The organism is Leucobacter sp. cx-328 (assembly GCF_014530035.1).
GTDB lineage: Bacteria > Actinomycetota > Actinomycetes > Actinomycetales > Microbacteriaceae > Leucobacter.
The window spans coordinates 101,808-115,001 of the sequence record NZ_JACVMX010000006.1; the positions used below are offsets into that span (position 1 = coordinate 101,808).

Genomic DNA, 13,194 nt, shown 5'->3' on the forward strand with positions numbered 1-13,194 from the left:
CAGTTCTCCTATGAACGGGATGCGGATCGGGCAGAGCCAGACCAGCGGTTGATGGTGTGGGCGTGCGAACATTGCACGCCCACACCGGGTAGAGCGGGCCGGCCGTAAGGCCGGGGAAACACGGGGTTAGAAGGTGCGGTCGCCTGCGAGCCAGGTGCCCTGCACGCTGATCTCGGGGATCGCTTCGGGCTCGACTGCGAGCGGATCCGCGCTCAGCCATGCCGCATCCGCGACCTGGCCGACCGCGAGCGTGCCGCGGTCGGCAGCGAGTGCCTGTCGCGCGATGCCCGAGGTGTAGGCAGCGAGTGCCTCGGCAGCCGAGACGCGCTCCTCGGGGATCCACGAGTCACCCTGCAGGTCAGCCTTGCGGGTGACCGCGGTGGCGAACGCCGGGCGCCAGTCAACCGTGGTCACGGGCCAGTCGCTGCCGAAGGTGACGGTCGCGCCACTGCGCTGCAGCGAGCCGATGCTGTACTGCCAGCCTGCGCGGTCGTGGCCGATGTGGGGGATCGTGAGGTCGCGCATGATCGCGTCACACTGTGCCCAGTAAGGCTCGAAGTTGGCGACGACGCCCGCTGCTGCGAAGCGCGGGGTGTCTTCGGGGTTGAGGAGTGAGACGTGCGCGATGACGTGTGCGCGCTCGCGCTCAGGGTTCGTCGCGTTCACGTTCTCAAGGGCGGTGAGGGCGAGTCGGTTCGACTCGTCACCGATCGCGTGAATGTGCAGCTGGAAGTTCGCAGCGTCGAAGGCAACGGTCGCTGCTTCGAGCTCTGCGTAGGTCCAGTTGGGGAGTCCACGATCGTCGGGACGATCTGCGTACGGTTCCGAGAGCGCAGCGGTGTGGCTCTCAATGACGCCATCCATGAAGAACTTGATGGTGTTTGCCGACAGGCGATCCGCCCCCTCGTTCTGCACGCGCTCACGCAGCGCGATCACGATATCGAGCTGCTCACGCCAGTTGCTCGGCTCTGCGCGGAACGCGATGTTCACGCGGGTGTGGAGGCGGCCGGCGCGTACCGCAGCGAGGTAGATCTCAACGTCAGGGCAACCTGCAGCGCTTGCTTCGACCCAGGCATCCTGGATCCAGGTCATGCCCTGCTCCGCATAGTTGCGGGTAGCCGATTCGATCGCGCCAAGCTTCTGCTCGGTGGTGAATGCGGGAACGACGTCAGCGAGGAAGTTGTTTGCTGCGGCTTCCTGCAGAGTGCCGAGCGGGGCGCCGTCCTCGCGGCGCACGATGCGACCGAGATGCGGATCGGCAGACTCGGCAGTGATGCCGCCAGCGCGCAGTGCAGCGCTGTTTACCCACGCTGTGTGGTAGTCGAAGGAGCGAAGAATGGTGGGGGTGTCGCCGGTGACTTCGTCGAGGCGCTTGGCGTCGAAGAGTCCGCCGGGCTCAAGGGTGGCGTCGTAGCTGCCACCGACGATCCACTCAGCCTCGGGGTGTGCAGCCTTCCACTCGCCAACCGACGCGAGGATGCCGTCAACGCTGTCGTGATTGCGGATCTCGGGTCCAAGCTCCTCCAGGCCACCGAGCAGCGGGTGGCAGTGGCCATCGCCAAGCGCAGGAACGACGGTGCCGCCAGCGAGATCAATGACCTCGGTGCCTGCCTGGTCGATGAGCGCGATTGCCTCGTCACCGTGGGCAACAACGGTGCCGTCCGAGAATGCGATTGCAGAGGTTGTGGTTTCGTTCTCTGCCGAAATGATCACGGTGCCACCGTGGAACACGGTCGTGGGTGAAGTCATTGTGAGCTCCTTTGCTCGAATCGCGGTTGATTTTGGGAGTTCCTCGGAAGGACTCGCAGTGAAATTAAATGAACGTTGTTCGTTTAGGGATACTAGCCTAAGAGTTGTTCGATGACGAAACGGGGAACACTATGGCGGCTGCAAGGTCAACATCGCGACGTGTGGGGCGCCCGAAAACACCTGTTTTGTCGCGCGAGCTCATCTGTGAAACCGCACTGCACCTCCTTGATGCCCTGGGTGAAAACGGCGCCAGTATGCGAGATATCGCCACTGAACTCGGCGTGCGACCCTCGGCGCTCTATAACCACGTGCGCGGACGAGACGACATCTTTGACGGCGTCCGCGAGCTCGTGGTCGCGCGCATAGACGTTTCTTGCTTTGCTGATAGGCCATGGGAAGAAGCCCTGGTGATTTGGGCAGATTCGTACCGTGGTGCCTTTGTGGCGCATCCGCCAACCGTCACGCTATTTGCAACCAGGCCAATTGCGCCTGACGCTCAGACGAGTCACATGTATGAGGTCGTCGTGGGGGCGCTTGTTGACGCTGGATGGCCGCGTGAGCGCGTCCTATCGATCATCGTCGCGATTGAAAACTTCCTGATCGGATCGACACTCGACGCGCTGGCCGCGCCAGACATGATGGATCCGGGCGAGCGCGAAGACGTTCCGAAATTTAGTGCAGCGTATTCTGCGCGAGATGTGATGCTCGATGACATGCCGGGCGTGTCGCCCGCGGATGATGCCTACCGCCTTGGGCTCGATGCGCTCATCGCTGGGCTGCGACTCGAGTTCGACCGGATGTAGGGCCGCGCCCGCGACAGCCACGCCCGCGAAGCGAACGACAGAGGCGCGGAGGCGCGATCCGCACCCCCGCGCCTCTGCGCGTACAGCTTGCTCGAATTTACTCGAAGATGATCGTGCGATCTCCGTCGAGCAGAATGCGGTTCTCGGCGTACCAGTTCACGGCACGGCGCAGCACGCGGGACTCGACGTCCTGCCCCTGCTGCATGAGCTCCTGCGGGTTGAACGAGTGGTTCGCGCGCAGGACGTCCTGCTCAATGATCGGACCCTCATCGAGATCGGTCGTGACGAAGTGCGCCGTCGCGCCGATGAGCTTCACGCCACGCGAGTGCGCCTGCTTGTAAGGGTTCGCACCCTTGAAGCCGGGCAAGAACGAGTGGTGGATGTTGATCGCACGACCCTCGAGCGCAGCGCAGAGCTCGGGGGAGAGGATCTGCATGTAACGCGCCAGTACGACGAGCTCGATGTTCTTTTCTTCTACAACCTCGAGTACGCGCGCCTCAAAGGCTGCCTTCTCTTCGGGGCTCTTTACGGGCTTGTACTCGAAGGGCACGCTGTTGAACTCGGCAATGTCGCGCACGGTCTCGTGATTCGACAGTACGAGCGGTACGTCGATTGCGAGCTGGCCAGCGCGCTTGCGGTAGAGGAGGTCATTTACGCAGTGCGTTGCGGTCGACGCGAGGATGAGGGTGCGCACCGGGCGGCCGGCGCGATCGAGGCGCCAGGTCATGTGGTAGCGCTCGGTGACGGGCGCGAGAGCGTTCTCGAAGCGCGAGTCAAAGGTTTCGGGCTGGGCAACAGCCTCAACCTGCAGGCGCATGAAGAAGCGACCGGTATCGGTGCTCGCGAACTGCTGGCTTTCGAGGATGTTTCCTCCGGCTGCCACGATCGCTCCAGAAATCGAATGCACGATGCCGGGGCCGTCGATGCAGGAAAGAGTTAGCACCCACTGGGTGTCTTCAGGAGTCGTAGCAATGGTATTCACATGCCTCAGGGTAGTAGATCACGCGCGCGAACGCACTTGCTGAAGAACAGGTGTAACAAGTGGGCGGATCGACTCCGCAGTTGGTAGACTCAATTCGTCGTAACTGGCGTAGGTGGATTAACCATCGGGAAGCGACACATTAACCTCACAAGGCCGCTCGCCTGGGCTGCACGAGACACGGGTTCTCCCGCATCTCGTGAAACGACGCTGAGGCGTCGAATTCCATTTCGATTGATATTGGAGAGCACATGTCAACCCAGTCAGAATTCTTCAACGAGCCGCTCGCGGTAGTTGACCCTGAGATCGCAAAGGTTCTCGAGCAGGAGCTCGGTCGCCAGCGTTCAACCCTCGAGATGATCGCGAGTGAGAACTTTGTTCCTCGCGCAGTGCTCGAGTCGCAGGGCTCGGTTCTCACTAACAAGTACGCAGAGGGTTACCCCGGTCGCCGTTACTACGGTGGCTGCGAGTACGTCGACGTTGCAGAAGAGCTCGCACGCGAGCGCGCAAAGTCGCTCTTCGGCGCACAGTACGCGAACGTTCAGCCGCACTCGGGTGCTTCGGCAAACGCAGCAGTGCTCTCGGCTATCGCTGAGCCCGGCGACACCATCCTCGGCCTCGAGCTCTCGCATGGTGGTCACCTCACCCACGGCATGAAGCTCAACTTCTCGGGCAAGCTCTACAACGTTGTTCACTACGGTGTTGATCCCGAGACCATGCTTATCGACATGGACGTCGTCCGCGCGAAGGCACTCGAGCACAAGCCCAAGGTCATCATCGCTGGCTGGTCGGCGTACCCCCGTACCCTTGACTTCGCAGCATTCCGCGCGATCGCTGACGAGGTTGGCGCAACCCTCTGGGTTGACATGGCGCACTTCGCTGGTCTCGTGGCAGCTGGCCTGTACCCCAGCCCGGTTCCTCACGCGCACGTCGTTTCGTCGACCGTGCACAAGACCATCGGTGGCCCCCGCTCGGGCTTCATCCTCACGAACGATCTCGATCTCTTCAAGAAGATCAACTCGAACGTGTTCCCCGGTCACCAGGGCGGCCCGCTCATGCACGTGATCGCTGCAAAGGCGACCGCGTTCAAGCTCGCAGCAACCGACGAGTTCAAGGACCGCCAGGTTCGTACGCTCTCGGGTGCAAAGCTTCTCGCTGAGGCGCTCACCACCGACGCATCGAAGGCTGCAGGCGTTGACGTGCTCACCGGCGGCACCGACGTGCACCTCGTGCTCGCAGACCTCCGCAACTCGCCGCTCGATGGCCAGCAGGCAGAGGACGCACTGCACAACGTGGGCATCACCGTGAACCGTAACTCGGTTCCGTTTGACCCCCGCCCGCCGATGGTCACCTCGGGCCTGCGTATCGGTACCCCCGCGCTCGCAACCCGTGGCTTCGGCGACGCAGAGTTCGCAGAGGTTTCGGACATCATCGCCCTCACTCTCCAGCAGGCGGGCGACCTCGAGGCGCTCAAGGCACGCGTGACCGCGCTTGCTGAGGCGTTCCCGCTGTACCCCGGCCTCGAGCAGTGGTAATCAGTCCTCTTCGTAGGTAGTACGTCAATGTGAGACGAGTCGCAGCGCCGCACCCCGTGTGTGGCCTGCGGCTCGTTCGCGTTTCGCACTCGCGCCCTTACTTCGCCTCGGTCAGAAATCGAGCTTCGGTAAGACTGATTCGGGCTAAATCGCCTTACGGAAGCCACTTTTTCTTACCGAGGGTGAAGAACGCGGCGGCCGACGCCGCGGCGAGGGTGTGGGCTTGGAACGATCCGCGCCCTTGCCATCAATATGCGATCGGCCGTAAATATGTAATTTGCGGGCGAAAATGGCATATTGAAGGCCGATTACATATCTCTGGCAAATTGGCGGATCGCAACAGCACCGAACAGGCGCACCCCGAGCCCAGAAACACCGCGCAGGCACAGCCAGCGCAACACAGACTTTTGGAGAACACACCATGACCGCACAGAAGCTGGACGGCACCGCAGCAGCGGCAGCCATCAAGGCAGAACTCACCGAACGCGTAGCGAAGCTCGCAGAGCGTGGCATCGTGCCCGGTCTCGCGACCGTCCTCGTTGGCGCCGACCCCGGATCGCAGTGGTACGTCGCAGGCAAGCACCGCGACTGTGCAGAGGTCGGCATCTCGTCGATCAAGCGCGAGCTGCCAGAGACCGTCACCCAGGAAGAGCTCGAAGCCGTCCTCGACGAGCTCAACGCGAACGATGATTGCACCGGCTACATCGTGCAGCTCCCGCTGCCGAAGCACATCGACACCGATCGCATCCTCGAGAAGATCGACCCCTCGAAGGACGCAGACGGTCTGCACCCGACCAACCTCGGCAAGCTCGTCCTCAACGCAAACACCGAGATCACCTCGCCGCTGCCCTGCACCCCGCGCGGTGTCATCGAGCTCGTTGAGCGCAATGGCCAGTCCTGGGCTGGCAAGAATGTCGTCGTCATTGGTCGTGGCGTCACGGTCGGTCGCCCGATCGGCCCGCTGCTCACCCGCCGCGAGTACAACGCGACCGTCACCCTCACTCACACCGGCACGGCTGACCTGTCAGCTGAGCTGCGCCGCGCAGACGTCATCGTTGCTGCTGCAGGCGTCGAGGGCATCGTAAAGGCTGAGGATGTCAAGCCCGGCGCGATCGTTCTCGACGTAGGCGTTTCACGTAAAACCGATCCCGAGACCGGCAAGAGCCGCGTCGTGGGTGACGTTGATCCCGCAGTTGCTGAGGTTGCAGCGTGGATGTCGCCGAACCCCGGCGGCGTTGGCCCGATGACCCGCGCCCTGCTCCTGAAGAACGTCGTCGAGATGGCGGAGCGCGCACACGCGTAACCTCCGATCGCGCGAGCGTTCAGTTGGGCGCGGATCACCTCCGCCCACCCACCGAAAGCCCCGTTGTGCACTGCACCGCGGGGCTTTCGCGTCGGAAGGCCTCGCCGCATGCTGGCTGCGAGTTTCCCGCAGCGCAGGTTCTCGCCAGCCGCCGCTGATATTCTCAATCCGTGATGATCACTGAAGCAATGACCGCGCTGACCCAGGTCCCCGCGCTGCTTGGTATTAGCTGGCTTGATCCGGAGACCCTGCTTGAGGCAGGCGGCTGGATCGCTCTCGTGCTCGCGTGCGCGTTTGTATTCCTTGAGACAGGCGTGCTCGTCCTAGCGTTCCTGCCAGGAGATTCTCTGCTCTTCACGGTGGGCCTCTTCAGTGCCACCGGCATCATCGATGTTCCGATTTGGGTGACGTGCACCCTGCTCTTCGTCTTTGCCTTTGCAGGCGACCAGATGGGCTTCATGATCGGACGCAAACTCGGTCCCGCGGTCTTCAAGAAGGAGAAGAGCAAGCTCTTCAACCCCGAGAACGTCGAGCGAACGCACGAGTTCTTTGAAAAGCACGGCCCGAAGGCGATCATCATCGCGCGCTTCCTGCCGATCATTCGCGCGTTCGTGCCTGCTGCTGCGGGTGTTGGCAACATGCGTTACCGCCAGTTCATCATCTACAACGCGGTTGGCGCGCTGCTGTGGGGCGTTGGCGTCACGCTCATCGGCTACTTCCTTGGCCAGATTCCGTTTGTGCAGGAGTACAGCGAGATCTTCATCATCGTGCTGGTGCTGATCCCTGGCATTCCCATTCTCATTGAGGCGATCAAGGCTTTCTCGCAGTGGCGCAAGAACCGTCGCGCACGTCTCGACACTGCGACGCAGCTGGACGCTGAGTAACAGTCTGCGAACGCACACTGGTCTTCTGGCGGCGAAAGTGCTTACGATCACACCATGAACGGTAAGAGCACTACGCGAGTTGTTGCGGCTGCGGCCCTTGTTTTCACGGCAATGTTGGGCGCGACGGGCTGTTCGACGTCCCCGAGCGATCCCGACTCGAACACGGGAACGGAGATCACTGACCCCGTGATTTCGCCTGAGATCATTGCGATCCACGATCTCGAGGGACAGAACGTGCAACTGACTGTGGGGCAGACGCTCGTGGGGCTCCTCCCAGAGGACGACCTCGGCGGCTACCTCGCAGAGATGACCGACCCGTCCATTGTCGATTTCCAGGCTGACACGAAGTCGGGATCCGCCTCATTTAACCCGGGATTCACGGCGCTGCAGCCCGGTGTGACCGATGTGAAGCTCATCGCCGCGAATGACTTCGTGATCTCTTTCAAGATCACCGTCAAAGCGAAGTAGGTGCGGCGCGCGACCATAGTTCCAGTATTGGCTGTGAGCGCAAGTCTTGGTACCGCAAACTTTCAGGAATGCATTGAGCTGGACAGGGTAATGTGAACCACTGTGCTGAGCGATCTTGAGACTTATTCGACCCTCGCCTTGTATTCATCGATGATGGTGTACGCAATTGCGTTCGTCTTCTACGTCGTTGACCTGGCAAACCGGAGTGGTGACGCTTCTGTCGTTGGCACCAAGCGCTCGCGCTCGGTGCGAATTGGTTTCTCGCTTACCGTGCTCGGTTTTGTGTTGCACGCGGCCGCAACGGTCATGCGTGGCATTGGGGCGGGTCGAGTCCCATGGGCAAACATGTATGAGTTCGCCTTGACGGCGACCCTCGCGATTGTCGCGATCTACCTCATCACGCAATTCTTCGTTGACCTGCGCTTCCTCGGTGTACTCATTACGGGTATGTCCGTGCTCTTCCTGGGCATCTCCAAGGTGAACTACTACGTAGCGATTGTGCCGCTGCCGCCGGCACTTGATTCGTACTGGCTCGTGATCCACATTCTGGTTGCGGTGCTTTCGGTCGGCTTCTTCACGATGGCCTTTGGCCTTGCGATTATGCAGCTGCTGCAGACCCGTCGTGAGAACCAGATCAAGAACGATGTTGAGCCCAGCATGAAGTTCCTTGCGAGCTTCCCGACTGCTGTGCGCCTTGAGGACGTCGCGTACCGCCTCGCGATCATCGGTTTCGCATTCTGGACGTTCACGCTCATCGCTGGCTCAATTTGGGCTGAGGCCGCATGGAGTCGTTACTGGGGCTGGGACGTCAAGGAAGTCTGGACCTTCGTTATCTGGGTGCTTTACGCTGGCTTCATTCACGCCCGTGCGACGCGCGGTTGGCGCGGTACTCGTTCGGCTTGGCTGAACATCATCGCGTATGCTGCGGTCATCTTTAACTTCACGATCGTGAATGTTTTCTTCAAGGGCCTGCACGCTTATTCGGGTCTGTAATCCGAAAGGTCCCGCGCGATGACATGGGAAGTAGTTCCTGGCTCTGGTGAGTCTGCAAGTGCGAAGAGTCGCGGTCCCTGGTGGGGCCTGCTCATCGTTGGCGGCATCGCGGTCGTTGCTGGCCTTGGCCTGATGACCTGGCCTTGGGTCACTGCGAAGTGGCTGTTGTCGATCTTGCTCGGCGCAGCGTTGATCGCAAACGGTCTCGCGATGGTCCTGCGCCGCGGCACGCGTTCGTCTGGCGCGACCAACGCGATTGGCGTTCTATTGATGATCGCCGGCGTGGTTATGATCGTGTTTGCTGAAACGGCCGTTGCGCTCCTGGTCTCGTTCATGGGCGTGGCTTTCACTATGCTGGGCGTGCTGTGGCTGGCGATTGTGTGGGGATCTGCGATGCGCGAACGAGTTGCACTGTGGATTCCACCGATTCTCATCATCCTTGCTGGTCTCGCTGCCTGGATCTGGCCGCAGACTGCAACAAGTTTCCTCGCGGTGCTCATCGGGTTCTTCACGGTCGTACTCGGTGGCATTTTGGTCTGGTCAGCGTTCGCGCTGAAGAAGTTCGTAGCGTCAACGGGCGTCTAACATGCCGTTCGTCGAGCGGGCACGGGTGGTGATCGCCCCCGATTCCTTCAAGGGTTCATTGGGCGCGGATCGCGTTGCCACCGCAATCGCCCGCGGCTGGGCCGCTGTCAGACCCGAAGATGACCTCGTGCTCCGCCCGATGGCTGACGGCGGTGAGGGCACCCTCGCGGTTGTGCAGTCTGGGATTCCAGACGCAGAGTTGGTGCCGTTTACCGCGACCGGCCCGGTGCATGCCTCCGTGGCTGCGCACTGGCTGCGACTCCCAGACGGCTCGGCAGCGGTCGAGCTCGCTGAGACGAGCGGCATGCTGAGGCTTCCACGCGACGCGGCTGGTCAGCTCATCCTGCATCCCCTCGACGCCCACACACGTGGCGTCGGGGAGGCGATCCGCGCTGCCCTCGATGCTGGCGCGACGCACGTGCATGTCGCCCTCGGTGGCAGTTGTTCGACCGATGCTGGCGCCGGAATTCTTGTCGGACTCGGCGCTCGGCTGCTCGACAGCGCCGGTCACGAAGTGCCGCTCGGGAACCGTGGGCTCGCGCGCATCGCCACGATCGACACGAGCGTGATGCGCACGGTTCCGGCAGGCACGCTCACAGTGTGGAGCGATGTTGCTGCGCCCCTGCTCGGCCCCCGCGGAGCGGCCGCTCAGTTCGGCCAGCAGAAGGGCATCACCGAGGCGCTCCGGCCGGCTGCAGAAGCTGGCCTCGCGCACGTTGCTGAGTTCCTTGGCCTCGACCCCATGACGCCCGGATTCGGCGCAGCAGGCGGGACCACGTGCGTGCTCGCTTGGCTCGGCGCTGAGATCGTGCAGGGAGCGAGCGCGGTCGCTAACCTCATTGGACTTTCCGCTGCCATTGCCGCCGCTGATCTTGTGGTGACTGGCGAGGGCGCCTTCGACGCTCAGAGCGCCGAAGGCAAGGCCCCCGCGCGTGTGACAGAGCTCGCAGTTCGCTCCGGTGTACCCGTCGCCCTCATTGCGGGGCGGATCGAGCAAGACGCCACCGTGGCGCAGTTCGTGAAGGCGCAATCGCTTGTTGAGCTTGCTACCACAACTGAGCAGCACCTCGACTCCATGTTGGATGCCGAGGTGCTGCTCGAACGCGCGGGTGCGTTGCTTGCTGTCGCTAGTCGCGAGGAATGACCGGCATCGTGCCGGTCGGCGTCTCGCCGTCGTCGTAGACATCTGCGGGAGAGCCGATGATCTTCGAATCGGGAACGCCAACGACCTCGAAGTCTTTCGAGGGGTAATCGAACTGTGCGAGTACCCAGCGCATCGCCTCAAGGCGGGCGCGCTTCTTGTCGTTCGACTTCACGACCGTCCATGGTGCGTGCGGAGTATCGGTGTAGAAGAACATCGCGTCTTTCGCCGCAGTGTAGTCGTCCCATTTGTCGAGGCTCGCAAGGTCAGTTGGCGAGAGTTTCCACTGCTTCACGAGATCTTGTGAGCGTGACTGGAAACGGGCGCGCTGCTCTGCCTTGCCGACAGAGAACCAGAACTTGACGAGATGGATGCCAGATTGGGAGAGCAAACGCTCGAAGTCGGGCGCCGAGCGAGTGAACTCGAGGTACTGCTGCGGTGTGCAGTAGCCCATGACGCGTTCTACGCCTGCACGGTTGTACCAGGAGCGGTCGTATATGACGATCTCGCCAGCCGCTGGCAAATGTGAAATGTAGCGTTGGAAATACCAGGAGGTACGCTCACGCTCAGTGGGAACCTCGAGCGCGACAACGCGAGCGCCACGCGGGTTCAGATGCTCGGTAAACCGCTTGATCGCGCCACCCTTGCCTGCCGCATCGCGACCCTCAAAGATGATGACGATCTTTTCGCCGGACTCTTTCACCCACGCCTGAAGCTTCAGTAACTCAATCTGCAGCTTTCGCTTCTCTTTTTCGTACGCTTTGCGAGTGATTTTCTCGCTGTACGGATAGCCCTGGCGCCAGGGCGCATCGGGCCCGTCATCTACCGAAGATTCGCTTGCCAGGAGCTCGGCAAGTTCGTCAATCTCGGGTGAGAGGTCGATCTGGGGGTTCTTCGAGTCCGTGTTCATACGTGGTCCTTTTCCACTCTGGACGGGCTCTTATTATCTCAGTTAACCGACGAATCGTGCGATGGCTTGTGAGGCTTCGCGCAGCTTTTCGGCCGCAACCTCGCCACCTTCTGTAGCTGCTGTTGCAACGCAGTGGCTGAGGTGGTCTTCGAGGAGCGCGAGCGCGACCTTTTCGAGTGCCTTCGTCGCTGCAGAAACCTGAGTGAGGACGTCGATGCAATAGACGTCTTCCTCGATCATGCGATGGACACCGCGCACCTGGCCCTCGGCGCGACGGAGACGCTTGAGCAGATCACTCTTGTGATCGGAGTAGCCGTGATGTTCTTCCATGCCTGAATAGTAGCGTCAGAGCTTGATTGTTGGGGCGGATCCGCCATTCCGTCTGTGGCGAACAGCGAGCGCGAGTCCGCCGCCGATCAGCACAAACACGGCCACCCAAATCGCGATGTAGAGGGGGAACTCTGCGGCTGCGATCCGCTCACCAATCAGGATCGACGCCACCACGAGCAGTGCGGGCTCCAGGTAACTCAGCAGGCCGAAGAGGCTGATGGTGAGGAGGCGAGACGCGAGGATGTAACACATGAGCGCGATGCCGGTCCATACCGAGAAGAGCGGGGCTGCCCACAGGAGCGCCGGGTTCGCGTCAATCGCGCTGCCGTCAGCAACCGCGAGCGCAACAAAGGTCAGGGCGAACGGCGACATGGCGACGAACTCCCAGAACATGCCCCCGAGATCGTCAAGGCCGAGCGCGCGCCGGAGCACGAAGTAACAGGGGTAGCCAAGGCAGACGAGCAAGGTCTCCCACGAGATCGAGCCAACGCGCACAATCTCGAATATGACGCCAACCGCTGCAATGGCAGCTGCAAGCCACTGCCACCAGAGGAGCTTGTCTTTGTACAGGAACTTGCCAACGAGCACGAGCACGAGTGGCAACAGGAAGTAGCCAAGGGCGACCTGTAGCCCGCGGCCGTGCAACGGGGCCCAGGTGAAGATCCAGAGCTGCATCGCGACGAGCATGCCGCACACGATGATGCCGAGAATGAGGAGCGGCTTCTTGAGAATGCGCTGCCAGATTTCGGCAATTCGGTGACGCTGGCCGATGACCAGGAGACCGAGCGCAATGATCGGAATCGTGACGAGGTTACGGATGCCCCACAGCGACTCTGCAGACGCGGGGGACAACATGGGGGTGACGAAGTAGACGCCACCGAAGCAGACTGATGAGGCGACCGAGGCGATAATGCCGCGCTTCGCCTCGAGGTTAGAGCTCAATTGCTCCGATGACCTCGTCGTATGGAGTCTCGCCGACGGGCTTGAAGCCCATGTGGAGGAAGAACTCTTCTGGGCCGTCTTCGCCGCGCTCCCAGAGCACGGTCAGGCGGCCGACGCCGCGGCGTCGAGCCTCTTCGATGAGTGCCTGCACCGCGAAGGTGCCGACACCAGCTCCCTGCGCGTCAGCGTCAACATTGATGCGCCAGAGTGCAGCACGGAATTCTTCATGCGTGGAATTGGGGTCAAAGTTGCCGTGAATGAACGCAACAACGCGACCATCTTGCAAAATGACGCGCTGCCAGGCGCTGTCGGGTGGCGTGACCGCGGCAGCTGCGGCATAGGACACAGGTGTGATGAACTGCTCCTGGCCAGGCTTCAGACCGAGCCGGTTGACGGCGACGATCGTGGCTGCAGAGAGCTCTTCGATAGTGAGGTTGCTCATACTCACAGGGTATCGCTGTCTGAGGTGTTCGGGGTAGTAGACGAATGTCCATTTCGATAACGGTCTCGGAAAGTCCGTGGATTCTGCGGCGCATGCCTGGAATCTGTGAACCACCCCTGGAATCTTCGGC

14 protein-coding genes and 1 riboswitch are annotated in these 13,194 nt (G+C 61.6%); of the genes, 8 read left to right on the forward strand and 6 right to left on the reverse strand.

Translation table 11 applies throughout. The features are described 5' to 3' along the window. Positions 1-126: 126 nt before the first annotated feature. Positions 127-1,749, reverse strand: coding sequence for an amidohydrolase (locus tag ICL81_RS09090; protein WP_188034576.1), 1,623 nt, complete (start codon positions 1,747-1,749; stop codon positions 127-129). Between the two features lie 131 nt (positions 1,750-1,880). Between ICL81_RS09090 and ICL81_RS09095 the strand changes: the two genes are divergently transcribed. Beyond that, positions 1,881-2,552 (forward strand): TetR/AcrR family transcriptional regulator C-terminal domain-containing protein, encoded by a 672-nt coding sequence (locus ICL81_RS09095; protein ID WP_188034577.1) that lies wholly within the window; start codon positions 1,881-1,883, stop codon positions 2,550-2,552. Positions 2,553-2,649: 97 nt separating this feature from the next. Here the strand turns inward: ICL81_RS09095 and purU are convergent, their stop codons facing one another. Beyond that, positions 2,650-3,534, reverse strand: a complete 885-nt coding sequence (gene purU / locus ICL81_RS09100) for a formyltetrahydrofolate deformylase (protein ID WP_188034578.1) — start codon at positions 3,532-3,534, stop codon at positions 2,650-2,652. Between the two features lie 89 nt (positions 3,535-3,623). Beyond that, a riboswitch (ZMP/ZTP riboswitch) is annotated at positions 3,624-3,708 on the forward strand. A 74-nt stretch (positions 3,709-3,782) separates the two neighbouring features. Here purU and glyA point away from each other — a divergent pair. The 7 genes from glyA (at position 3,783) to ICL81_RS09135 (ending at position 10,443) form a co-directional block, all read left to right on the forward strand. Next, positions 3,783-5,066: a serine hydroxymethyltransferase gene (glyA, locus tag ICL81_RS09105; RefSeq protein ID WP_188034579.1), complete on the forward strand. Its 1,284-nt coding sequence runs from the start codon at positions 3,783-3,785 to the stop codon at positions 5,064-5,066. A 421-nt stretch (positions 5,067-5,487) separates the two neighbouring features. Then, positions 5,488-6,369: a bifunctional methylenetetrahydrofolate dehydrogenase/methenyltetrahydrofolate cyclohydrolase gene (locus tag ICL81_RS09110; protein ID WP_188034580.1), complete on the forward strand. Its 882-nt coding sequence runs from the start codon at positions 5,488-5,490 to the stop codon at positions 6,367-6,369. 173 nt (positions 6,370-6,542) lie between these two features. Then, complete coding sequence (locus ICL81_RS09115) at positions 6,543-7,253, forward strand: DedA family protein (protein ID WP_188034622.1); 711 nt, start codon at positions 6,543-6,545, stop codon at positions 7,251-7,253. Between the two features lie 54 nt (positions 7,254-7,307). After that, positions 7,308-7,721, forward strand: coding sequence for a hypothetical protein (locus tag ICL81_RS09120; protein ID WP_188034581.1), 414 nt, complete (start codon positions 7,308-7,310; stop codon positions 7,719-7,721). A 150-nt stretch (positions 7,722-7,871) separates the two neighbouring features. Continuing rightward, on the forward strand, positions 7,872-8,714 hold the full coding sequence (gene ccsB / locus ICL81_RS09125; protein ID WP_188034623.1) for a c-type cytochrome biogenesis protein CcsB: 843 nt from the start codon (positions 7,872-7,874) through the stop codon (positions 8,712-8,714). An 18-nt stretch (positions 8,715-8,732) separates the two neighbouring features. Next, on the forward strand, positions 8,733-9,299 hold the full coding sequence (locus tag ICL81_RS09130) for an HdeD family acid-resistance protein (RefSeq protein ID WP_188034582.1): 567 nt from the start codon (positions 8,733-8,735) through the stop codon (positions 9,297-9,299). A gap of 1 nt (position 9,300) precedes the next feature. Then, complete coding sequence (locus tag ICL81_RS09135) at positions 9,301-10,443, forward strand: glycerate kinase (RefSeq protein WP_188034583.1); 1,143 nt, start codon at positions 9,301-9,303, stop codon at positions 10,441-10,443. Here the strand turns inward: ICL81_RS09135 and ppk2 are convergent. Genes ppk2 through ICL81_RS09155 form a run of 4 tightly spaced genes read right to left on the reverse strand, consistent with a single transcriptional unit; the run spans position 10,427 to position 13,064 of the window. After that, positions 10,427-11,350, reverse strand: coding sequence for a polyphosphate kinase 2 (gene ppk2 / locus ICL81_RS09140; RefSeq protein WP_188034584.1), 924 nt, complete (start codon positions 11,348-11,350; stop codon positions 10,427-10,429). The genes ICL81_RS09135 and ppk2 overlap by 17 nt on opposite strands. A gap of 42 nt (positions 11,351-11,392) precedes the next feature. Next, on the reverse strand, positions 11,393-11,680 hold the full coding sequence (locus ICL81_RS09145) for a metal-sensitive transcriptional regulator (RefSeq protein ID WP_188023092.1): 288 nt from the start codon (positions 11,678-11,680) through the stop codon (positions 11,393-11,395). Between the two features lie 15 nt (positions 11,681-11,695). After that, complete coding sequence (rarD, locus tag ICL81_RS09150; RefSeq protein ID WP_188034585.1) at positions 11,696-12,622, reverse strand: EamA family transporter RarD; 927 nt, start codon at positions 12,620-12,622, stop codon at positions 11,696-11,698. Continuing rightward, positions 12,612-13,064, reverse strand: a complete 453-nt coding sequence (locus tag ICL81_RS09155) for a GNAT family N-acetyltransferase (RefSeq protein WP_188034586.1) — start codon at positions 13,062-13,064, stop codon at positions 12,612-12,614. The genes rarD and ICL81_RS09155 overlap by 11 nt, the downstream gene beginning before the upstream one ends. Positions 13,065-13,194 lie beyond the last annotated feature (130 nt).

Excerpts from the sequence above, each read along its gene's own strand:
- ICL81_RS09120 (WP_188034581.1), top strand. The coding sequence starts at position 7,308 with ATGAACGGTAAGAGCACTACGCGAGTTGTTGCGGCTGCGGCCCTTGTT.
- ICL81_RS09135 (WP_188034583.1), top strand. The coding sequence starts at position 9,301 with ATGCCGTTCGTCGAGCGGGCACGGGTGGTGATCGCCCCCGATTCCTTC.
- ICL81_RS09095 (WP_188034577.1), top strand. The coding sequence starts at position 1,881 with ATGGCGGCTGCAAGGTCAACATCGCGACGTGTGGGGCGCCCGAAAACA.
- ICL81_RS09145 (WP_188023092.1), bottom strand. The coding sequence starts at position 11,680 with ATGGAAGAACATCACGGCTACTCCGATCACAAGAGTGATCTGCTCAAG.
- ccsB (WP_188034623.1), top strand. The coding sequence starts at position 7,872 with ATGATGGTGTACGCAATTGCGTTCGTCTTCTACGTCGTTGACCTGGCA.
- ICL81_RS09090 (WP_188034576.1), bottom strand. The coding sequence starts at position 1,749 with ATGACTTCACCCACGACCGTGTTCCACGGTGGCACCGTGATCATTTCG.
- glyA (WP_188034579.1), top strand. The coding sequence starts at position 3,783 with ATGTCAACCCAGTCAGAATTCTTCAACGAGCCGCTCGCGGTAGTTGAC.
- ppk2 (WP_188034584.1), bottom strand. The coding sequence starts at position 11,350 with ATGAACACGGACTCGAAGAACCCCCAGATCGACCTCTCACCCGAGATT.
- ICL81_RS09110 (WP_188034580.1), top strand. The coding sequence starts at position 5,488 with ATGACCGCACAGAAGCTGGACGGCACCGCAGCAGCGGCAGCCATCAAG.
- ICL81_RS09115 (WP_188034622.1), top strand. The coding sequence starts at position 6,543 with ATGATCACTGAAGCAATGACCGCGCTGACCCAGGTCCCCGCGCTGCTT.
- ICL81_RS09130 (WP_188034582.1), top strand. The coding sequence starts at position 8,733 with ATGACATGGGAAGTAGTTCCTGGCTCTGGTGAGTCTGCAAGTGCGAAG.
- ICL81_RS09155 (WP_188034586.1), bottom strand. The coding sequence starts at position 13,064 with ATGAGCAACCTCACTATCGAAGAGCTCTCTGCAGCCACGATCGTCGCC.